Raw genomic sequence first — 22,268 nt, forward strand, 5'->3', positions numbered from 1 at the left:
AATCTAAAATATACATTTTATTTAAAAAAAGTGAAAAACATAAAAAAGACCCTGCTATAAGGGTCGTTGAATTAGCGTTTAGCTGTCAATTGTGCAACAAACTGATCGTTAGGAGTAATCGCAACACCTGTATAATAATGAGTAACAATATCTTTATACGTTTTTCCTTCCAGTGCCATACCATTTGCTCCGTACTGACTCATCCCAATACCATGTCCATATCCTTTTGTATTGATGATAATTTCATTCCCTTTTTTTGTCCAATGAAAGTCGGCTGACGATAAATCCAGTTTTTCCCGAACATCTTTTCCCGACAGTTCTTTACCGTTTATCTTTACGTAATCTACGCGCTGCCCCGGTGTTCTAGAGACGATTTCACCTACTGATCCACTGTTTGTTAATTTCACTCCAAGCCTCTGTTCAAAGCTAGCAACAGACATTACTTTCTGATTTGTAAATTCAGGAGACTTTTTATCCCATGGACTAGCTACACTTTTTAGATAAGGAATGGAATTCTTCCAATACGCTTCTGAATTTTCAGTGTAACCATTGCTGGTAGAAAAGAACGTAGCATTAATTGGCTTATTTTTATACGTAAGAATTTGACCTTGGGTGTCCTTCACTGCTTCTTGAATTTTTTTGATTTTCCAATCATAGTCTTTGTTCCATCGGCTTCTTAGCTCATCTTTATTTAAATATACTTGGTACTCTACGGTATCAGTCACATCCGCTCCTTGGGGAAGATGACTATTTCCATTCATCATAGTTTGCACAATATAGGTTCTGGCTGCCAAACTTTGAGCCTTAAGTGCTTCAAGTTCAAAAGTAGCAGGCATTTCAGCTGCTACTACCCCTACAAGATAGTCTTCGAGCGGCAGTTTTTCTACTTTTTTCGTTTCCGTACGATAAACACTGACATCAAGAGGAGACGCTGTCACTTTTTGTAGTTTTTCGGTTTTTGGGGTCTGTTTGACATTTTCATGTAGCTTTCCATCTGTCTTTTCAGTAAAAGGAACAACGAGAAGTGTTGGGATGAGTAACACAACGAAAAAAAAGATGACTCCTAGTACGACGATTGGCTTTGCTTGTTTCATGAACGCCTAGCCTCCATATCTATTATTTTGACAAGGAACACCTATATCCCTATATTCCATATGTATGGAGGTGGACAACCTTTTATGACAGCAAACCGGCCATAAGGGTCGTCCAACGACAAAAAAAGCATCTCGCTATGAGATGCTTTTTTATGACATATTTACTTGACGTCTGAAGCCTGTTGAGTTTGTTCTACCTGCTTTGTTTCGTCATTTACACGTTCAATATCAGCGCCTAAAGCGGCTAATTTATTGTGGAAATTTACATAACCACGATCAAGGTGTTTTAATTCCGTTACACGCGTATAACCGTCTGCTACAAGTCCTGCTAATGTTAACGCTGCTGCTGCACGAAGATCTGTTGCTGCTACTTCAGCGCCTTGTAGTTGAGAAGGTCCGTTAATAATAACAGAGCGTCCTTCAATTTTAATATCAGCGTTCATGCGGCGAAACTCTTCTACGTGCATAAAGCGGTTTTCAAAAACTGTTTCTGTAATCATACTTGTGCCTTCTGCTGCTAATAATAATGCCATCATTTGAGATTGCATATCCGTAGGGAACCCTGGATGAGGCATTGTTTTAATATCTACTGATTTTAGCTTTTCAGGTCCTACAACACGTAAGCCGTCGCCTTCTTCAGTAATTTCAACACCCATTTCTTCCATTTTAGCAACAAGTGAACTGATGTGCTCTGCTACTGCACCGCGTACAAGTACGTTTCCACCTGTAATAGCTGCTGCTACCATGAATGTTCCAGCTTCGATACGATCTGGAATAATTGCATGTTCTGCACCATATAATTTATTAACACCTTCAATACGGATCGTACCAGTTCCTGCACCGCGAACTTTAGCGCCCATTGCGTTTAAGAAGTTTGCTAAGTCGACAATTTCAGGTTCTTTTGCTACGTTTTCCATAATTGTAGTGCCTTCCGCTAATGCTGCTGCCATCATAATATTTTCTGTGGCACCTACACTTGGGAAGTCTAAATAAATTTTAGCACCTTTTAGTCTTCCTTCAACTTTTGCATCAATAAAACCATTTCCTACTTGAACTTTAGCACCCATTGCTTCAAAGCCTTTAAGGTGCTGATCAATCGGTCTTGATCCAATCGCACATCCACCAGGTAAAGCTACACGAGCCTCACCCATACGCGCCAATAAAGGACCCATTACAAGTACTGAAGCGCGCATTTTTCTTACATATTCAAAAGGTGCATCTGTTTTTAACTCTCTTGATGCATCTACAACTACACGATTTGTTTCAAAATCTACTTCTGCATTCAGATGTCTTAAAACTTCGCCAATCGTAAATACATCGGAGAGAGCTGGTACATCATTTAGAATTGTTTTTCCTTCACTAGCTAATAAGGTTGCAGTGATAATAGGTAAAACGGCATTTTTTGCTCCTTCAACTTTAACTGTACCGCTTAATCTATTTCCACCGCGGACGATGATTTTTTCCAAGGTATTCCCCTCCGCGTCCATTTTCTCTATATTAATATTCAGACGTAATGATAGGTGTGCCAACAACTATGGTTGTTTGACCGCCCATTCTTGTCTTGCGTAATGCAATTTGTAAGTTCATTTCCTGCTTTTTCGTTTGAAGAGCTTCTTTCCACAGTCCAGTATATGCTGAAACAGAGGTAAATGACTCTTCCACTAGAGATTCCACTGGTTTAGCATTGAAAGCTCGTAATAGGTCTTGAATTTCAACAGACAAAACACTTTCCATCTTATCATTGATTTCCCCTGTTGCACAAGAGAAAATTATGGGTTCTGACAGGAAAATTTTTTCATAATTTGTCTGAAATACATTTTGAAAATGGGTCATATTTTTTTCTTTTAAACCTTGTCCCGTTACATGATACGATATGTACGCATTGCTGTGTTCATCGATCGCATAAGTTAACAGAATGACTTCGTTCACATCTTCACTTTTGCGTGTACCTATTGCTTTCCATAGGTCTCTTTCCCTCTTCACTTCCCATTTAAAACCTCTAAAATTACTTTTAATACTTTTTGCTTGCGAATAAAAGGTTTTTTGGTCAGTAACAGCTTTTACTTCTTCTCTTGCATACAACGATACTTCAGTTAACGAAACATGCTGCTTATTTAAGGTGTGAACAATCTTCTCAATAGTAGTTTCATTGTTTTGGGCATTGCTCACATAACTTCCATGATATACGAATAAGCCAGTAATGAAAATAGCCAAAAAGACACTAATTTTTTTAAACATTTCGCCACTCCCTCTCCGTACTCATCAGTCTTTCCAGAAGGCGATGATACATACATGAAAAGGGTCGTCATATTTAGACATAGCGACATACATTAGCGTATAAATTCGTATATCTTCAACGAATGAACGTCTATTTTATCATAGACTCATAGCCTGCCAATCATTGAAAAAATGAGGGAATGCGCTGTGACCAAAATAAATAATCCAAAAAGAAATTACTTACTGTTGATGAAATAGTAATGGTCAATAAAATAAGCATTAATTTTGCTTGAAACACATGATTAGGTTTCATCGGCTTTTCAATTTGAAAGCCTTGCAAAGCATACCAAGTAATCACAATAAAAATCAAATGTGAAATCATGGTTAGTAACGTTTGCTGCTCAATTCCTCCAAACAATAAAAGCACTCCTTTTAAACACCATATGAAAAGAAGAGACGATCATCGTCTCTTCTTTTCATATTAAAGCACACTTATGCAAATTCGTAAACGGTAACATGAAAAACATTTATTTTATTCCCTATTTTAAGATCCTTTTCCATTATTAAGAAAAATAAAGAAGACGGATACGCTTAGTTAAATAGAATATATAATCATAGACGAATGCTATTTGCTCTTCCTCTTTTATATAATAGAGCAAAAAAGCCCTCTCATTCGTTTGAGAGGGCTTTTTTTAGAACTTACGTTGACTAATATCTAAACGATTGACTGCCCGTTTTAAGGCAATTTCAGCACGCTTAACATCAACGTCGTCTTGTTTGCTATCAAGGCGCATTTCAGCGCGCTTTTTCGCTTCTTCTGCACGAGCTACGTCAATCGCTTCAGCTGTTTCAGCAGCCTGTGCAAGAATTGTTACTTTGTCAGGTCTTACTTCAAGAAATCCTCCGCTAACAGCCACAAGTTCTGTACTGCTTGCTTTCTTCAAGCGGACGGCTCCAATTTGTAAAGGAGCAACCATCGGAATATGGCCATGTAAAATACCAAGCTCACCGCTCTGTGCTCGGGTACTTACCATTTCCACTTCTGATTCGTAAACTGGGCCATCAGGAGTCACTACACTGACATGGATTGTCTTCATTTAAAAAACCTCCTATGTCCCTTAAATTAAACTTCTACTCCCATACGTTTCGCATTTTCAATAACTTCTTCAATGCGACCAACTAAACGGAACGCATCTTCAGGTAAATGATCGTATTTACCTTCCAAGATCTCTTTAAATCCTTTAACAGTTTCTTTTACAGGAACATAAGAACCTTTTTGACCTGTAAATTGTTCTGCTACGTGGAAGTTTTGAGACAAGAAGAATTGAACGCGACGAGCACGTTGTACAACAAGTTTATCTTCATCAGATAACTCATCCATACCTAGGATTGCAATGATATCTTGTAACTCTTTATAACGCTGTAACGTTTGTTGAACTTGACGCGCAATTGCATAGTGCTCTTCTCCAACAATTTCAGGAGATAAAGCGCGAGATGTAGATGCTAATGGATCTACCGCAGGGTAAATACCCATCTCTGATAATTTACGCTCTAAGTTTGTTGTTGCATCTAAGTGAGCAAATGTTGTCGCTGGAGCTGGATCCGTATAGTCATCGGCTGGTACGTAAATCGCTTGAATCGATGTTACAGAACCTACGCTTGTTGACGTGATACGCTCTTGAAGCTGACCCATTTCTGTCGCTAATGTTGGCTGATAACCTACTGCTGATGGCATACGGCCAAGTAATGCTGATACTTCTGAACCCGCTTGTGTGAAACGGAAGATATTATCGATAAAGAATAATACGTCTTGACCTTGTTCGTCACGGAAGTATTCTGCCATTGTTAATCCTGTTAATGCAACACGCTGACGTGCACCAGGCGGCTCATTCATTTGTCCAAATACCATAGCCGTCTTCTTAATAACACCAGAGTCTGTCATTTCATGGTATAAGTCATTACCTTCACGCGTACGCTCACCTACACCAGCGAATACCGAAATACCGCCGTGCTCTTGAGCAATGTTATTGATTAACTCTTGAATTAATACTGTTTTACCTACACCGGCACCACCGAATAGACCGATTTTTCCACCTTTAATGTAAGGAGCTAATAAGTCTACTACTTTAATACCTGTTTCAAGAATTTCAGCTTGTGTAGATAGATTTTCGAACTTTGGTGCTTGACGGTGGATCGGATCACGACGTGCACCTGCATCGATTGGGGCGTCTAAGTCGATTTTTTCACCTAATACGTTAAATACACGACCTAACGTAACGTCACCAACTGGTACTGAGATTGCTGCACCTGTATCTTCTACTTCTAATCCACGAACTAAGCCGTCAGTGGATGACATTGCTACTGTACGAACTGTGTTATCACCTAAGTGAATCGCAACTTCTAATGTTAATTCGATTGCAACTTCACTTGCACTGCTCGGTTTATGTGAAATTTTAAGGGCGTTATAAATTGCCGGAAGGTGTCCGTTGTCAAACTTTACGTCTACAACTGGACCCATGATTTGAGTAACGCGTCCTTTTGTCATCGTGTTCCCTCCTAACTTGCTTTTCCATTAAACTTTCTATTCTAACGCTGCCGCTCCGCCAACAATTTCCGTAATTTCCTGGGTAATTGCCGCTTGACGTGCACGGTTATATGACAATGTAAGATTATTGATAAGATCTTTTGCATTGTCTGTTGCACTTTTCATCGCTGTCATACGAGCAGCATGCTCACTTGCTTTTCCATCAAGTAGGCCGCCGTAAATTAAACTCTCTGCATACTGAGGAAGTAATACTTCTAAAATCTCTTCTTGTGATGGTTCAAATTCATAACCAACAAGTTTACCAGAAGGTTGAAGATCTGTTAGAGGCAATAGCTTCTTCTCCGTCACTTCTTGTGAAATCGTATTGATAAAGTGATTGTAGTATAAGTAAAGTTCATCAAACGTACCGTCCGCAAACATTTGAACTGTTTGTGAAGCAATTCCTTGAATGTCAGCAAAAGCTGGCTGATCTGCTAAGCCTGTGATTTCAAGCAAAACCGGAATACCGCGTTTTACGAAGAAATCTCTCCCTACTCGTCCAATTGCAATCACACCGTATTCATCAGGTGATTGATGGCGTTCTTCAATAGCTTGAGATACTTTTCGCAAAATATTACTGTTATATGCTCCTGCTAGACCGCGATCTGAAGTGATTACGATATAACCAGTCTTCTTCACGCTGCGCGCAGTTAACATTGGATGTGAAGCGCCTCTGCTGCCTAGGGCTACACTTGAGACTACCTCTTGAATTTTTTCCATATATGGAACAAACGATTTTGCATTTTGTTCCGCTCTATTCAGCTTTGCAGCTGAAACCATTTCCATTGCTTTCGTAATCTGGCTCGTTTTTTTCGTCGATGTGATTCGAGTTTGTATATCACGTAATGATGCCAAAGGTTTCACCACCTTGTTTTAGAAGATCACGTGGTATGAAAGGTGAACAAATGTTCACCTTCACCTTATTGAAAGATTGTCTTAACATACCATGCTGACAATATATTATTCAGATGCAATAAATGTTTTCTTGAATTCTTCAAGTGCTGATTCGAATACGCCAGCTTCAGGAAGGCCACCAGTTGTACGGATTGATTCAAGTACTTCTTTACGGTTTGATTCTAACCATGTTAAGTACTCGTCTTCAAAGCGTGTAATATCTGATACTGGAACATCATCTAAGAAGCCTTTTGTTAATGCGTAAAGCACAGCTACTTGTTTTTCTACGCGAAGCGGTTTGTGTAAACCTTGTTTTAAGATTTCAACTGTACGCGCTCCTCGATTTAATTTTGCTTGAGTTGCTTGGTCAAGATCAGAACCGAACTGAGCAAACGATTCAAGCTCACGATAAGATGCAAGGTCTAGACGCAGTGTACCTGCTACCTTTTTCATCGCTTTAATTTGTGCAGATCCCCCTACACGTGATACAGAAAGACCAGCATTAATCGCAGGACGTACGCCTGAGAAGAATAGATCTGACTGTAAGAAAATTTGTCCGTCTGTAATCGAAATTACGTTCGTTGGGATATAAGCAGATACGTCTCCTGCTTGCGTTTCAATAAATGGAAGAGCTGTTAATGAACCTCCACCTTTTGCGTCCGATAACTTTGCCGCACGCTCTAATAAACGAGAGTGCAGATAGAATACATCCCCTGGGTACGCTTCACGACCTGGAGGACGGCGTAATAGTAATGAAAGTTCACGATAAGCTGATGCTTGTTTTGTTAAGTCATCGTAAATAACAAGTACGTGCTTACCGTTATACATAAACTCTTCACCCATTGTTACTCCAGCGTATGGTGCTAAGAATAATAGTGGAGCTGGTTGTGAAGCTGATGCTGTTACAACGATTGTGTAATCTAGAGCACCGTGTTTACGTAATGTCTCTACTACGTTACGAACTGTTGATTCTTTTTGGCCAATCGCTACATAGATACATACCATATCTTGATCTTTTTGGTTTAAGATTGTATCGATTGCTACCGATGTTTTACCCGTTTGACGGTCACCGATAATTAACTCACGCTGTCCACGGCCGATCGGCACAAGTGCGTCAATCGCCTTGATACCTGTTTGAAGCGGCTCATGTACTGATTTACGATCCATAACGCCAGGTGCAGCACCTTCAATTGGACGTGTTTTTGTTGTTTCTACCGGGCCTAAGCCGTCTACTGGCTGACCTAATGAGTTAACAACACGACCGATTAACTGCTCTCCTACTGGAACTTCCATGATGCGTCCTGTACGGCGAACTTCGTCACCTTCACGAATTTCTGTATATGGTCCTAAAATAATGATACCTACATTGTTTTCTTCTAAGTTTTGTGCCATTCCCATGACACCATTTGAAAATTCAACCAGTTCTCCAGCCATGACATTGTCGAGGCCATGAGCACGTGCGATACCATCCCCAACTTGGATAACAGTACCTACATCACTCACTTTAATCTCAGACTGATAGTTTTCAATTTGCTGCTTGATCAGCGCACTAATTTCTTCAGCTTTGATGCTCATGAATTTCACCCCTATCTACGATCTGTGTGCAAGAAGTCCTCGGTGGATCGTTTCTAATTTGCTGCTAATGCTGCCATCATAGATACGATTACCAATGCGAAGCTTCACGCCGCCGATTAGGCTTTTATCTACTACATTTGAAATATTTAACGTATGTTTTCCAACTTTTGAAGCAAATGATTGCGAGATTGCTCGTTTCTCATCTGCGCTTAAAGGTTTGACAGAATAAACAGTTGCGTCTGCCACGCCACGTACTTCGTTCGCTAGGAAACGATACTCTTGCACCATTTGGCTAACAATTTGAATGCGGTGACGCTCTAATAATAGAAGAACCGTATGTTGAACAGTTGGTGAAAGTTCAGCAAATGCCTCACTTACAAACTGTTTTTTTCGCTCAATTGTAATTTTTGGATGAGTTAATACATCCATTAATTCAGGTGTTTTAGCAAACACCTCTTCAACGATTTGTAGCTGGTCTTGCATTTCATCGATCATCTGTTTTTCTGTTGCTAATTGAAAAAGAGCTAGTGCATAGCGCTTGGCTACAGCTGGTTGACTCATCGTACATCCCCTACTTCTTGGATATATTCATGAATTAACTTCTCTTGATCTTGTTCAGAAAGTTCTTTTTCAATAACTTTCGACGCAATTAAAACAGATAATGAAGCAACTTGCTCACGTAACGCAGCAACTGCTTGATCTTTTTGCTGTTCGATTTCTTGTTTTGCTGCAGCTTTTAGACGCTCAGACTCTTCGCGTGCTGCTGCAATGATTTCTTCTTTTTTATCTTCTGCAGACTTTCTAGCGTTTTCCATCATTACTTGCACTTCTTGACGAGATTGCTTTAAGATTTCACGCTGCTCTTCAACAAGCTTCTTCGCTTCCTCATTTTGCTTTTCTGCTTCATCAATCTCACCGGCAATATGCTCTTCACGTTTTTTCATGATTCCCATTACAGGACCAAACGCGAATTTTTGAAGTAACGCAAGTAGGATAAGGAACATCACTAATTGGAAAAGAATATCTCCACCATTAATGCCTGCTGCTCCTAACACAAACATGTTCGACACGGCCATGTTCACTCCCTTCAGAGACTCCACATATATAATTTACTTCTTAAAGACATAAAGTAATGGCGAAGGTTCTTTTGAATGATCTTCGCCACATGTAACACATTATTATTTACCTTGTACCATGAATGCAATAACTACGGCGATAATTGGAAGCGCCTCAACTAAGGCAACCCCAACGAACATCATTGAAGTTAATGTACCACGTGCTTCTGGTTGGCGAGCTGTGCCTTCAATCGTCTTAGAAACGATAAGACCGTTACCAATACCAGCACCTAGTGCCGCTAAACCAATCGCAATTGCAGATGCTATTAAACCCATTTTATAAAGTCCTCCCTTAATATATATGATTTTGTTTAACTAAGTTTTGTTTTGTCCAAATTGGGTATTACTTGAACAAAGCTTTATAAATTAATGGTCGCTACTCACTTTGTGAGATAAATAAACCATCGTTAACATTGTGAAAATGAAGGCCTGAATTGCGCCTACAAAAATACTGAATCCTTGCCATAAAAGCATTGGGATAGCAGCTCCAATTGTACCTAGGAAGCCTGTTGTTGCTAAACCAGCTAGCAAGCTTAACAAAATTTCCCCAGCATAAATATTACCGTAAAGACGAAGGCCAAGCGTTAACGTATTGGCAAACTCCTCGATAATCTTAAGCGGGAATAAAAATGCCATTGGCTTGAAGTAATCTTTCGTGTATGCAGAGAAACCTCGCATTTTAATACCATAATAATGTGATAGTACAACTACCATAACGGCTAACGTCAGCGTAATTGCTGGATCAGCGGTTGGCGATTTCCACCATAAGTTATGGTCAATCACGATGGCGAATGGAAGACCCAACATATTTGACACAAAAATGTACATAAGTAAAGTTACACCTAGCGTCAAAAAGCGGCCACCTGTTTTCCAATCCATATTGCTATTAACGAGTCCTTTAACAAAATCTAAGACCCATTCAATAAAGTTTTGTGCACCGCTTGGCTTCATAGCAAGAGTACGAGTACATAAAACTGCAATTAAGAATACAATAACAGAAGCTACGGTAACCATAAGCAAGTTACTTTGACTAAAAGTAAGGCCTAGAAACTCTATAGTTGGTGATTCATGACCCAACTGTGTTCACCTCTCTTTCTATCTTCTACGCATATTTTGAACAACTAAATCTATGATAATGACAACATAATACGTCATTAATCCCACAACTACACTAATAATATGAAAGGTTTTTGGATAAGAGATGGTAATCACAACTGCGAGAGCAGCTGTTGCAAATCTTACAACAGTCCCAATTGAACGGGGCTTTTTCCCCTCATCCAACGCCTGTCCAAACTGCTCAAACTTTCTTACTAAGTTCCACAAATTATACAAACTCAAGGCGGTTCCTAAAATTAAACCTGCAAAAACAGCCTTATAACTTGTAAATCCCCAGCCGAGAACGTATAATGCTAACAAATACAATATGTATGAACGAAGTCTTGGAAAAACGTGCTGCAAATCCTGCATGAATTATTAATCTCCTGAAAAAAAATGGTGGACTGTCCGCAGCATCATAAAAACACCTGCTGCTAGCCCTGAAAGAAGGCCTAAAATCAAAAATAGTGGTTCGGTGTCAAGCCATTGATCAGCCCATCTTCCAGAGAATAAGCCAATTAAGACTGAACCTGCTAACTGTGATAGAATGATTGACACTAATGCCATCGCTTGCAAAGGATGACGGTTGCGATCTTTCATAAGCTCATACCCCTTTTGCAAAATTTTCTTTTTTCCGAATTCTCTATCGTTTTCATAGCTCAATATATGATAGAAAGGCAAAAAAAATTGCTAAAAAAGGTAAAAACAGCTAATAAAATACGCAGAAATATCAACGGTTTTCACAGGTTGAAAACCTTATCATTTATATTCCCTGTAAGCATACAATAGCGTATATTTAATGTCAATGTGTTTAAGCTAAAAACTTCACAATCTCTTCTTATTGTTCACATTTCTGCCACACATAAAACCTCTTCAAATGAAAACATTTAAAGAGGTTCATTCAATCGTTATTGTACTGTGTACAACCTGCTCTTGTCTATGCTTTTTCACAAATGCAAATATTTGGTACACTCCTGGTACAAGCGATTCATCAATCGTTATTTTTCGTTTTCTCATGCCTCTTTCTACATCCACGTCAACATCTAAATACGATACAAACTGTAAAGACTGCTTATCAAAAAGAGCGACGCCTAACTGATCTGCTCCTTCAGGCAAAAACAGTTCATAGCTATACGTATTTTTCTCTTTTTCCGCTGCTACTTGCAATCCCATGACACGAGGATAATCTGGAATGCTAATCATGTACATATAGGGAAGCGAAAATGTTTCACGTGAATCATTTATTTCCAAATATCCGTCATATATACCTTTATTTTTAAAACGGGGCTGCACCGATAAAGTGACAGCTATCTCTTTTGTCTGACGGGGTGGCACCGTGACGGGTAATGGAACATCCCAGTTCACTCCTTCATCCCTTTTTGGAACGTTTAAGCGATACGTTTTTGCTTTATCAGACTGGTTATCAATTTTAAAAGATAAAACTTTCTTTGATGGACGCGTAAAAATACCAAAAGATAAAGAAGATGGATAAAACAAAGATTCTGCTGTGACGGCTTTTGCTATTTGAATTCTTCCCGCTCCTTGTTCATATACGCGATACGTTTGACCGTTTAGCTGCTGCATTACTTTACTGGTGTTCATCAATGAAGCTTTGACTTGTTCAGGAGACCAGTTCGGGTGAGCTTGTAAAATCAGCGCACACGCTCCAGCTACATGGGGCGCAGCCATACTTGTGCCATGCATGCGTTCATATCCTCCAGGAACTGTACTATTAATGAAGTAACCTGGTGCGACGACGTCTGGTTTGATTCCCCAAGTAGTCGTTACAGGCCCTCTTGAACTGAAAGATGTGAGCAAGTCTTGCACCACTTGCTGGCCAGTGCGTAAGTACGGTTGTTGAGACTGAATGTGTTGGCTAATGGTGTCACCGCTTTTTTTACTTACCCATATCACGGGAATATTTACTGACTCTTTTAGTTTACTGACTATGCTTTTTTCTGTCGGGCTATATAAAATAACCGCTTTTGCTCCCGCCAGTTCAGCTTGTTTAATCTTTTTTTGAACCGCATTTCCTTCTGCTTTTAGCAAAATGACGTTACCCGACGCATGCTTTTGCTCTTTGGAATCTTCTTCATTTATTACACGCAGCGTTTGATTAAACGTCCATGGACGAGACCCTTCTACTGGCGCCATCATAATTTTTTCTTTGTTAAATCCAATTGTTAGAAATTGAACTGTTGTCGGAGAAACAGAAGCGCCAACGGAAATAGCTTTTCCCGCTGTACCCGGAGAGCCCACCGTCCATAAACCTGGACCTGAATTGCCGCTAGATGTAACCGTTACAATTCCTTTTTCAACAGCTCGATCTAACGCTAAGCTTGTTGGTAAATCAGGGCCATTCACATCATTTCCTAATGATAAATTAATAATATCTACATCATCTTGAATTGCTTTTTCAATAGCTAGAATAACACTTTCAGACGTTCCAGCTCCTCCAGGTCCAAGAGCTCGGTATGCATAGATTTCCGCTTGGGGTGCTACGCCTTTAATATTCCCATTCGCTGCAATAATACCAGCTACATGAGTACCGTGCAGAGTCGGTTCTCCTTGCTCACGAGTGGTTTCCATCGGCTCATAATCTTCATCTATTACATCGTAACCCCCTCTGTAGGTTTGTTTTAAATCAGGGTGAGAATAATCAACCCCCGTATCGATAACGCCTACTTTGATCCCTTTTCCTGTTAAGCGCTGATTGTGAGTATCAAACAAGCCTCTTACCTGTTCTGAGCCAATGAACGTTACGCTATTTTCTTCTGTAACCTGATAGTTTTTAATAGAATGTGAACTAATAATAGATGGATTCTGAGATAGTTTTTCCAAATCCGAGATGGAGCCGTTTAATGAAAGTCCTGTAAACACTGTGTGAAATTCGCTCTTAATCTTTATATTAGGATAATTTTTTTGTAGCTGACTTTTAAATTTCGTGAATTTTTCTTTTTTAATCATCACAATGATTGATTTTTCCTGATGATTCATTTCTTGTTTTATAGAAGGAAATGTCGGATTGAGCGACATTTGCCCTCCTCCACTTCCCAATATAAAGCTAATCATTAACCATTTAATCCACATAAAAAAACACCTCTCACACTATCGTGTCTCAAAGAGACGCTTTTCATGTGAAAGGTGTTTAGAAATCTTACGAAAGCGGATTAAAAGCTTCCGGTCTGTTTTCACGGCGGTTGAAATAGTAGCTAATAGCATCACAAATGCGTTTAGAAGCTAAGCCGTCTCCGTAAGGATTCGATGCTTGTGACATTTGCTTATATACGTCTTCATCTATTAACAGCTCTTTTGCTAGCGTATAAATCGTTTCTTCTTCCGTGCCTGCTAGTTTGAGCGTTCCTGCTTCAATTCCTTCCGGGCGCTCTGTTGTATCGCGAAGTACCAATACAGGTACGCCTAATGAAGGAGCTTCTTCTTGAACACCGCCCGAATCTGTCAAAATAATATGAGCGCGCTCAGCGAAGTTATGGAAGTCAATTACATCTAACGGTTCAATTAAATGAATGCGCGGGTCATTTCCTAAGATATCGTTTGCTGTTTCTCTAACTACTGGATTCAAATGAACAGGATACACAACTTGCACATCTTCATGTTCATCTACAATACGCTTAACAGCACGGAACATATTTTTCATTGGTTCGCCTAAATTTTCGCGGCGATGTGCCGTTAACAAAATAAGACGATCATCTCCCAATTTCGTTAACACTTCATGCTCATATGTCTCTTTTACTGTTGTTTTTAACGCATCAATAGCTGTATTTCCAGTCACAAAGATTCGCTCTTCTTTTTTGTTCTCTGCTTGCAAATTAGCTGCAGACTTATCTGTTGGAGCAAAGTGCAAATCAGCGAGAACACCTGTAAGCTGACGGTTCATTTCTTCCGGGTATGGAGAATATTTATTCCATGTGCGCAAACCTGCTTCAACATGCCCGACCTGAATCTGATTATAAAAAGCTGCTAGCCCAGCAATAAACGTCGTAGTTGTATCACCGTGTACAAGTACCATGTCCGGCTTTACTTTTTTCATTACGTCGTCCAAGCCTTGTAATCCTCTGGTCGTTACGTCCATAAGGGTTTGGCGATCCTTCATAATGTTCAGGTCATAGTCAGGCTGAATGTCAAAGATGCTCAATACTTGGTCTAACATTTCACGGTGCTGAGCCGTTACTGTAACAATTGCTTCGAACTCTTCTGGTCGCTTTTTAAGCTCTAATACTAGAGGAGCCATTTTAATTGCTTCTGGTCTTGTCCCGAATATCGTCATTACTTTAATTGGCTGCTTCATGTTCATCACCCAAATCTACAAATTATTTTGTACCGAATAAACGATCCCCTGCATCACCTAAACCTGGAACAATATATCCATGGTCATTTAATTTTTCATCTAATGCTGCAATGTAAATATCTACGTCAGGGTGTGCTTCTTTTACAATTTCCACGCCTTCAGGAGCAGCAATTAAACACATAAATTTAATGTTTTTAGCGCCTCTTTTTTTCAGAGAGTTGATTGCTTCTACAGCTGACCCTCCTGTTGCAAGCATAGGATCTACTACAATAAAGTCACGCTCTTCTACATCATTAGGTAGCTTTACATAATATTCAACAGGCTGTAATGTTTCTGGATCACGATATAAGCCAACGTGTCCAACTTTAGCAGCTGGCATTAGTTTTAAAAATCCATCTACCATGCCGATACCAGCACGAAGAATTGGAACGATACCAAGCTTTTTCCCTGCAATAACTTTTGACTTTGTTTTGCAAACCGGTGTTTCAATTTCAACATCTTCTAGCGGTAAATCACGTGTTGCTTCAAAAGCCATTAAGCTTGCCACTTCATCAACTAATTCACGAAACTCTTTCGTTCCCGTTTTTACATCGCGTATGTAAGTTAATTTGTGTTGAATAAGCGGGTGATCAAATACGTATACTTTGCCCATTGATATCTCTCCTTATATATAAAGATGTACACATTAAAATACCATTCAACGAATTGAATGGTACGTACTAGTAAAAACATATCTCTTGCTAATTAAATTTATACATTGCATTCATTTTACAGAAAAAAGTTTTTGAGTTCAAGCATTATTCAAAAAATGATTGAATTGCTACCACTTTCTCCATAAAAAAAACAGGCACAAAGGCCTGTCTCTCTTAAAGTGATTTATACATTTCAAACTTGCTTGTTAAAGCTTCAACGCGTGTTTTAGCTTCAGCTAACTTTTCTTCATCTTCAATATTTTTAAGCGTTAATCCGATGATAGAAGCAATTTCATCCATCTCTTCTAAGCCAAATCCGCGAGTTGTAACCGCAGCTGTACCAATACGGATACCGCTTGTTACAAATGGGCTTTGCTCATCATAAGGAATTGTATTTTTGTTTGTTGTAATACCTACATCATCAAGCGCTTTTTCAGCTACTTTACCTGTCAAATTCATTGAGCTTACGTCGATTAACACAAGGTGATTGTCTGTTCCTTCAGATACAAGAGCAAATCCTTCTTTCTTTAATCCTTCTGCTAAACGATTAGCATTGTCGATGATATTTTGAGCATAGTGCTTAAATTCATCTTGTAATGCTTCACCAAACGCTACTGCTTTGGCAGCGATAACGTGCATTAATGGACCACCTTGAATACCAGGGAAGATTGACTTATCAATCTTTTTCGCGAATTCTTCTTTACATAAAATCATACCGCCGCGTGGTCCGCGCAGTGTTTTATGTGTTGTAGTTGTAACGAAATGAGCATGTGGCACAGGATTTTGATGAAGTCCTGCAGCTACCAGACCAGCAATGTGAGCCATGTCTACCATTAAATAAGCCCCTACTTCATCAGCGATTTCACGGAAACGCTTGAAGTCGATTGCGCGTGGATATGCGCTTGCACCAGCCACAATTAATTTTGGTTTATGTGTACGAGCTTTTTCTAATACATCATCGTAGTTAATACGATGTGTTTCACGATCTACGCCATATTCGATGAAATTGTACTGAACACCACTAAAGTTAACAGGACTTCCGTGCGTTAAGTGACCGCCGTGCGATAAATTCATACCTAGTACTGTGTCTCCAGCTTCTAAAACAGTGAAGTATACAGCCATGTTTGCTTGTGCACCTGAGTGAGGTTGAACGTTCACGTGCTCTGCTCCGAAAATTTCTTTTGCACGATCACGAGCTAAGTCTTCTACTACGTCCACGTGTTCACAACCGCCGTAGTAACGTTTAGCTGGATAGCCTTCAGCATATTTATTTGTTAAAACTGAACCTTGTGCTTCCATTACCGCTGTTGTTACAAAGTTTTCTGAAGCAATTAGCTCAATTTTAGTACGTTGTCTTTGTAATTCATCCTTGATCGCATTATAAACTGCTGGATCTTGTTGCATTAGTTGTTTCTCCATCAAAATCCTCTCCTCGTTTCGTATTCGCAATGTTCGTTATTTGTTGATTCAACTACATTGTAACATGATTTATTTAGAATAAAAAAGAAAAAATGTGTATTATTTTAATATATTTAATTACGAAAGTTCGTAAAACGCTCTCATTCCACCAATTAGTTTTGGACGCGTCTTTGCTACAGTAACATGAGCGTGTCCAACTGCGTTTAACGTACAACGAACGGGTACTGCGACATGCTTTAAATGCATACCAATGAATGTATCTCCAATATCAATACCGGCATCAGCTTTAATAAACTCTACCAAAACAGGATCTTTAAGCTGGCCATAGGCCTGTGTAGCCATCGCTCCGCCTGCTTTATGAATAGGCACAACACTAACGATTTCTAAACGTTCTTTTCGAGCTAATTCTCTTTCTACTACCAGTGCTCGATTGAGGTGTTCACAGCATTGAAATGCTAAGTGGACACCCGTTTTTTTCCGAAAATCTGCTAGTGTATCAAAAATCATTTCTGCGACTTCCATTGCGCCTGCGGTTCCTATTTTTTCACCAATTACCTCGCTTGTACTGCATCCAATGACAAGTGTATGTTCTGAAGACAACTGCACTTGTGCTAAAAAATCAGATAAAACTGTTTCCAACTGCTCTTTCCATTTCGTAAGTTCAGACACGTTTTTCTTCCTTTCTTTCATTGAATACGTTCACATTATACAGTTACTGTTGCATCGCTTTGCTGCTCATACTGTTTAATTTTATTCACGCGATTTTCATGGCGACCGCCTTCAAATTCCGTCATTAACCAAATTTTCGCAATTTCACGTGCAAGCCCCGGCCCAATGACGCGTTCACCCATCGCCAAAATGTTGCTATCATTATGTTCTCTTGTTGCTTTTGCACTGAATGTATCATGCACTAGAGCGCAGCGAATTCCTTTTACTTTATTAGCTGCTATACTCATACCGATGCCTGTTCCACAAATAAGAATGCCTCGGCTTACTTCTTGGCTCGCCACTTTTTGGGCAACGGGAAGTGCATAATCCGGATAGTCGACAGATGCTGAGCATTCACACCCTAAATCCACATATTCAATATTTAATTCTTCCATTAAAGAGATAATTTCCTGTCGCAAATTTATACCGCCGTGGTCAGATGCAATAGCTACTTTCATCTTTGTTTCCTCCTCATACATACCTTCGTCTTATATTAAATTTCTGTTCATTTTAAGCCAGCAAAAATTTATGGGACCTTTTATAATTTGTCGACTATTTTGTTAATCATACGCTCTAACTCTTCTAAAGTCTGTTCGTACGTCTGTAATGATCCGCCAAACGGATCAGATACTTCACCTTGCTCGTCGGCAAATTCTTTTAGCGTAAATAATTTATCACTTACGTATGGAGCTTGGTTCAAAATCAGCATTTTATGCTGCTCCGTCATCGTAAAAATATAAGTAGCCCACATCAATTGTTCTTCCGTTAATGCTGCCGAAGCATGAGAACAAGCTATGCCTTTCTGTTGAAGGGCAACTTGTGCATGAACAGAAGCTTCGCTTCCATTTGAAGCGAATACACCTGCAGACTTCACGTTTATTCCATCTATCTCTTTTGCTTTGAGCAACGCTTCTGCCATAGGGCTGCGGCACGTGTTTCCTGTACATACAAATAAGATGTTTTTCAAGATACATCCTCCCTTGCTTTCACTATGTTCGACTATGTTGACATTCCACCCTATTGTATCTCTATTGCTTGCATAAATCCAGTTCGCTTTTCTGGGTATTTTTTATCCATTACCGCTTCATCCATCTCGAAAAAACGACTTCGCTTTCCTTCTTTTATCGCTACAATCCAAAAGAAGCAAAAAAAGACCATAACCTGCATGGTCATGATCCTTTACCAATTTATATATATTTAAAAAGGTAGTAACAATTTGATTCCAAAAGCTAATAAAATGCTCCCGCCCAGCGCCTCACTATATGAACCAAGCCAACCTTGTACTCTTCTGCCTAGCAGCAGTCCTAACCAAGTTAATAGCATACTCACTACACCAAAAACAATAATGGTCAAAAACGTTCTTGCCCCAAAAATACCTAAGCTAAGTCCAACAGAAAAACTATCTAGACTCACGCTGAGCGCAAAAAATAACAGTCCAAAGCCAACTGGTTTGATAAACGGCGTATCGTCATGCTTAAAGGAGGAATAAATCATCTGGGCTCCAAGAATCAGCAATAAAATCCCACCGCCATAGGTAGCAAACATTCCAAGTTTATCAGACAAAAGTCGTCCAATAAACATGCCTAACAGTGGCATCCAAATATGAAATACACCGATAACAACACCAATGTAGAAAATTTGGCGAAAGCGTAAACGAATTAATCCCATTCCCAAACCAACTGAGAAAGCATCCATTCCTAAGGCAAACGCCATAATGACTAACGTGATCATTTCACTAATTAACTGAGATACATTCATCTTTACCCTCCTCGGACGTGCTCCTATTTCAAAATATGCACATTCGAAAAGGTTTAGAAGATGAATTTTATTGCTTAATCACATGATGTCCTGCCGCTTTCATTAATCGATTCATAACGGCATGACCGACTCCTTCTTCAGAAAAACTTTCACTAACGATAATATCTACATCACACTCATTAAATGAACGAAGCGACTCGTATAAGTGGCTAGCAACCGTCTCTAAATTTGAACGAGATCCACATGTGATAACCGCATCCGCTTTATACGCATCTTCATGTTCAGATGTCGTTAATACCCCCACTCGCTTACCCCGATCTTTATAGCGATCAATAATAGATTGGAAAAAATCTGAACTGCCGTCAACGATGACAAGCGGTGCATCAGGTGCGTAATGCGTATATTTCATACCTGGAGATTTTGGCGCTTCTTTATCACTTAATAACGCTCGATCTACTTTTACGGGACCAATTACATTTTCCAACTCTTTCTGAGTAATGCCGCCCGGCCGTAAAATAATAGGAATCTCTTCGGTACAGTCAAGGACAGTCGACTCTACTCCTACCCCTGTTGCTCCTCCATCCACAACTCCGCTAATACGCCCTTCTAAATCATTCATCACATGATGAGCTAGAGTGGGACTTGGCTTGCCGGAAAGGTTTGCACTAGGAGCTGCGATAGGCAAAGCCACTTTCTTTAATAATGCGAGGGCTACCGGATGTGATGGCATTCTCACTGCAATGCTGTTTAAACCAGCCGTAACCTTATCTGAGACTCCATCTTTTTTGGGTAATATTACTGTAAGAGGGCCCGGCCAAAAAGCATCGATCACTTTCTCTGCTTTTGAAGGAATCGACTCTACAAATGTATGAAGCTGCTCTTTATCTCCAATATGAACAATAAGAGGGTTATCACTAGGACGTCCTTTCGCTGCAAAAATTTTATCCACAGCTTTATCTGATGTGGCATCTCCTCCTAATCCATACACCGTTTCTGTAGGAAAAGCAACTACTTCGTGATTGCGCAGCAAATCTGCCGCTTCTTCTATCTGTGGATAAATACCTTTTTCGTTCATAAAATTATCCACAACCCATAACTTAGTTTCCATCTTCTTCAACTCCTTTTTCTTTCTATATCTAGGTTTTTTTTACTTTAAAAGTACAATATGTATTAAAAGCAGTAAAATACATGCATTCATTATATCAACAAACAAGCTTTATCCACAAAATGTGGATAAAGCTTATATTTTTGTGAATAACATTGTGGATACCCCGTTAAAATGATTTATCCACATTTTCTTTTAACTAGCTGCATAAAACATCACGTAGACCTCCTGAGGGTTTGGTAACTTTTTTAAATAAGAATGCTCTTTTAACAACTCAGGCAGTGCACTGTAAGATGTTTGCTGAAAGTTCATCATTTGAAAAAAATGTAGAGAAGATGCCTTATTTGTTAGTAAATATAGTTGCTTCACGCCGTGCTTTTGAGCCAACTGGACGATGCTTTTAAATAGCAGCAGAATATCAGATTGCATTAAAGAAGGTGATACGACAAGGGAGCGGAGAATTCCATCCACACCCTCTTTTTCAAACCCAACTGTTGCTAGCAGCTCGCCTTCTTCATTTTCCATTATGACAAATTGATGAATATGCTCTTCCACGCCAGCTGTGCTAATGCCCGCTTTTTGTAAGAACTGTTGAATTCGAATATAATCATTTTCACTAGCAATTTTTAATTGTTCTCTCATTTTAATCACCTCAACTTGTTTTCTAGTAACAAATCTATGAGATGATTAAAAAAAGTAGAACTGAATTTTATTTTTAATGATTCTATTAATTAAATACTGACGATACCCATTCTACTACAAAAAACTTAACTTCTACAGAATCTTCTTTTGATTTAGAATCAGCTTTTTTCTTAGATGGAACAGACTTTTCAGCTTCTTTACTTTCCTTTTTTTCAGCCTTAGCACTTGTTTCTTCCTTTACTGTGCTGCGTGTATCTTTTGCAATTGCTTCTTTAGAAGATACTGTTGGTTGAGAAGGTTCCTCAGCCTTCTGCTCAATAGAATCCGATGTAATAGTTGCAGATTGAATTTCTGTTTTCGCTGCGGGTTCTTTACTTTCAGCCGATTTGTCATCTGTTTTGTCTGCAGATTTTGATTCAGAAGCTGCTGGTTTCTCTTTTTCTTCCTTTGGCTCTTCTTCAGATGGCTCCGGCGCTTTTACCGCTTCACCGTTTGAGAAATCTAAGAAGCATAAAGGAGGAAATAGTACACACCACCAGTTTGCTCCCTCTCCTTTGCCAAGAGTAATAAGCACGGCTTCGTACTCACCTGCTGGATATAAGAACTGACCGTACAACTTAGTAGGAAACTCTACTTTTCCGAATTTAACATGAACAGATTCATTTACGCCTTCTTCTTTTAACACTTCTTTCGCAATTGTTTCAAGCGCCGGCAAATTTTCTTTAATTGTTTTTCGAGCTACCGCTACGGATGTTAAATCTTTTACCCATTCTGTAATTTGTTCATTCACCCGGTCACGAATCAGACGTTTTACGTACTGGTCTTTTTCACCATCGCTGTTTGCTAAAATGCGCAGTCGAATCGCCTCGTCTGGAATGACTGCAGGCTGATCTGCCTGCACTTGGTTATGTGTATATATAAGTTGAGCATTTGCCCCAATAATTAATAAAATAAAATAAATGATAGCATAGTTCTTCATTTCGGCCACCGCCCTTTCATAGGAACAGTATGGCCGAAAGCAAGATATCTTAAACTAGTAATTTAGTAAAAAATGCATGATT

General features: G+C 39.4%; 26 protein-coding genes. All 26 read right to left on the bottom strand.

Annotation, left to right across the window (positions count from 1 at the left end; genetic code table 11):
• Nucleotides 1–71: 71 nt before the first annotated feature.
• The gene (gene spoIID / locus MMB69_RS22640) at nucleotides 72–1,094 is read right to left on the bottom strand and encodes a stage II sporulation protein D (protein WP_028411991.1); all 1,023 of its coding nucleotides are present in this window, start codon (nucleotides 1,092–1,094) and stop codon (nucleotides 72–74) included.
• Nucleotides 1,095–1,255: 161 nt separating this feature from the next.
• Complete coding sequence (murA, locus tag MMB69_RS22645; protein ID WP_028411990.1) at nucleotides 1,256–2,560, bottom strand: UDP-N-acetylglucosamine 1-carboxyvinyltransferase; 1,305 nt, start codon at nucleotides 2,558–2,560, stop codon at nucleotides 1,256–1,258.
• A 31-nt stretch (nucleotides 2,561–2,591) separates the two neighbouring features.
• Nucleotides 2,592–3,332, bottom strand: a complete 741-nt coding sequence (locus MMB69_RS22650; RefSeq protein WP_013059796.1) for a YwmB family TATA-box binding protein — start codon at nucleotides 3,330–3,332, stop codon at nucleotides 2,592–2,594.
• 160 nt (nucleotides 3,333–3,492) lie between these two features.
• Nucleotides 3,493–3,729 (bottom strand): DUF1146 family protein, encoded by a 237-nt coding sequence (locus MMB69_RS22655; RefSeq protein ID WP_277448474.1) that lies wholly within the window; start codon nucleotides 3,727–3,729, stop codon nucleotides 3,493–3,495.
• 274 nt (nucleotides 3,730–4,003) lie between these two features.
• The gene (locus tag MMB69_RS22660) at nucleotides 4,004–4,408 is read right to left on the bottom strand and encodes a F0F1 ATP synthase subunit epsilon (RefSeq protein WP_028411988.1); all 405 of its coding nucleotides are present in this window, start codon (nucleotides 4,406–4,408) and stop codon (nucleotides 4,004–4,006) included.
• Between the two features lie 26 nt (nucleotides 4,409–4,434).
• Nucleotides 4,435–5,856, bottom strand: a complete 1,422-nt coding sequence (atpD, locus tag MMB69_RS22665; protein ID WP_013059799.1) for a F0F1 ATP synthase subunit beta — start codon at nucleotides 5,854–5,856, stop codon at nucleotides 4,435–4,437.
• Between the two features lie 36 nt (nucleotides 5,857–5,892).
• Nucleotides 5,893–6,750, bottom strand: coding sequence for a F0F1 ATP synthase subunit gamma (locus MMB69_RS22670; RefSeq protein ID WP_013059800.1), 858 nt, complete (start codon nucleotides 6,748–6,750; stop codon nucleotides 5,893–5,895).
• A 105-nt stretch (nucleotides 6,751–6,855) separates the two neighbouring features.
• Nucleotides 6,856–8,364 carry a F0F1 ATP synthase subunit alpha gene (atpA, locus tag MMB69_RS22675; protein ID WP_013085461.1) on the bottom strand — a complete coding sequence of 503 codons (1,509 nt, stop codon included), beginning with the start codon at nucleotides 8,362–8,364 and terminating at the stop codon, nucleotides 6,856–6,858.
• Nucleotides 8,365–8,379: 15 nt separating this feature from the next.
• A complete protein-coding gene (locus MMB69_RS22680; protein ID WP_028411987.1) occupies nucleotides 8,380–8,925 on the bottom strand; it encodes a F0F1 ATP synthase subunit delta in 546 nt (181 codons plus the stop codon).
• Nucleotides 8,922–9,440, bottom strand: coding sequence for a F0F1 ATP synthase subunit B (locus tag MMB69_RS22685; RefSeq protein WP_013085463.1), 519 nt, complete (start codon nucleotides 9,438–9,440; stop codon nucleotides 8,922–8,924). Before MMB69_RS22685 ends, MMB69_RS22680 begins: the two co-directional genes overlap by 4 nt.
• A 102-nt stretch (nucleotides 9,441–9,542) precedes the next feature.
• Nucleotides 9,543–9,755 (bottom strand): F0F1 ATP synthase subunit C, encoded by a 213-nt coding sequence (atpE, locus tag MMB69_RS22690; protein WP_013059804.1) that lies wholly within the window; start codon nucleotides 9,753–9,755, stop codon nucleotides 9,543–9,545.
• A gap of 90 nt (nucleotides 9,756–9,845) precedes the next feature.
• On the bottom strand, nucleotides 9,846–10,556 hold the full coding sequence (gene atpB / locus MMB69_RS22695; protein ID WP_013059805.1) for a F0F1 ATP synthase subunit A: 711 nt from the start codon (nucleotides 10,554–10,556) through the stop codon (nucleotides 9,846–9,848).
• A gap of 18 nt (nucleotides 10,557–10,574) precedes the next feature.
• Nucleotides 10,575–10,946, bottom strand: a complete 372-nt coding sequence (locus tag MMB69_RS22700) for an ATP synthase subunit I (protein WP_013059806.1) — start codon at nucleotides 10,944–10,946, stop codon at nucleotides 10,575–10,577.
• A gap of 6 nt (nucleotides 10,947–10,952) precedes the next feature.
• Nucleotides 10,953–11,174 carry an AtpZ/AtpI family protein gene (locus tag MMB69_RS22705; protein WP_013085464.1) on the bottom strand — a complete coding sequence of 74 codons (222 nt, stop codon included), beginning with the start codon at nucleotides 11,172–11,174 and terminating at the stop codon, nucleotides 10,953–10,955.
• Nucleotides 11,175–11,471: 297 nt separating this feature from the next.
• Entirely contained in the window at nucleotides 11,472–13,664 is a 2,193-nt protein-coding gene (locus MMB69_RS22710; RefSeq protein ID WP_277448476.1) for a S8 family serine peptidase, read from the bottom strand.
• Nucleotides 13,665–13,731: 67 nt separating this feature from the next.
• On the bottom strand, nucleotides 13,732–14,883 hold the full coding sequence (wecB, locus tag MMB69_RS22715; RefSeq protein WP_033580399.1) for a non-hydrolyzing UDP-N-acetylglucosamine 2-epimerase: 1,152 nt from the start codon (nucleotides 14,881–14,883) through the stop codon (nucleotides 13,732–13,734).
• 22 nt (nucleotides 14,884–14,905) lie between these two features.
• Nucleotides 14,906–15,535 (bottom strand): uracil phosphoribosyltransferase, encoded by a 630-nt coding sequence (upp, locus tag MMB69_RS22720; RefSeq protein WP_013059810.1) that lies wholly within the window; start codon nucleotides 15,533–15,535, stop codon nucleotides 14,906–14,908.
• A 214-nt stretch (nucleotides 15,536–15,749) separates the two neighbouring features.
• Complete coding sequence (locus MMB69_RS22725) at nucleotides 15,750–16,994, bottom strand: serine hydroxymethyltransferase (protein WP_013059811.1); 1,245 nt, start codon at nucleotides 16,992–16,994, stop codon at nucleotides 15,750–15,752.
• A 117-nt stretch (nucleotides 16,995–17,111) separates the two neighbouring features.
• Entirely contained in the window at nucleotides 17,112–17,663 is a 552-nt protein-coding gene (locus MMB69_RS22730; protein ID WP_029319400.1) for a TIGR01440 family protein, read from the bottom strand.
• A 35-nt stretch (nucleotides 17,664–17,698) separates the two neighbouring features.
• Nucleotides 17,699–18,160, bottom strand: a complete 462-nt coding sequence (gene rpiB / locus MMB69_RS22735; protein WP_153252777.1) for a ribose 5-phosphate isomerase B — start codon at nucleotides 18,158–18,160, stop codon at nucleotides 17,699–17,701.
• A gap of 80 nt (nucleotides 18,161–18,240) precedes the next feature.
• A complete protein-coding gene (locus tag MMB69_RS22740; protein ID WP_153252778.1) occupies nucleotides 18,241–18,669 on the bottom strand; it encodes a low molecular weight protein arginine phosphatase in 429 nt (142 codons plus the stop codon).
• Between the two features lie 50 nt (nucleotides 18,670–18,719).
• Nucleotides 18,720–18,875, bottom strand: coding sequence for a hypothetical protein (locus MMB69_RS22745; protein WP_221785870.1), 156 nt, complete (start codon nucleotides 18,873–18,875; stop codon nucleotides 18,720–18,722).
• Nucleotides 18,876–18,899: 24 nt separating this feature from the next.
• Nucleotides 18,900–19,460, bottom strand: coding sequence for a manganese efflux pump MntP (locus MMB69_RS22750; RefSeq protein WP_013059815.1), 561 nt, complete (start codon nucleotides 19,458–19,460; stop codon nucleotides 18,900–18,902).
• 67 nt (nucleotides 19,461–19,527) lie between these two features.
• On the bottom strand, nucleotides 19,528–20,568 hold the full coding sequence (locus MMB69_RS22755) for an L-threonylcarbamoyladenylate synthase (RefSeq protein WP_221785871.1): 1,041 nt from the start codon (nucleotides 20,566–20,568) through the stop codon (nucleotides 19,528–19,530).
• A 192-nt stretch (nucleotides 20,569–20,760) separates the two neighbouring features.
• Nucleotides 20,761–21,207, bottom strand: coding sequence for a GNAT family N-acetyltransferase (locus MMB69_RS22760; protein ID WP_221785872.1), 447 nt, complete (start codon nucleotides 21,205–21,207; stop codon nucleotides 20,761–20,763).
• An 85-nt stretch (nucleotides 21,208–21,292) separates the two neighbouring features.
• The gene (gene spoIIR, locus MMB69_RS22765) at nucleotides 21,293–22,186 is read right to left on the bottom strand and encodes a stage II sporulation protein R (RefSeq protein WP_277448478.1); all 894 of its coding nucleotides are present in this window, start codon (nucleotides 22,184–22,186) and stop codon (nucleotides 21,293–21,295) included.
• Between the last annotated feature and the right edge of the window lie 82 nt (nucleotides 22,187–22,268).

The organism is Priestia sp. P5 (assembly GCF_029522155.1).
Classification (GTDB): domain Bacteria; phylum Bacillota; class Bacilli; order Bacillales; family Bacillaceae_H; genus Priestia; species Priestia megaterium_E.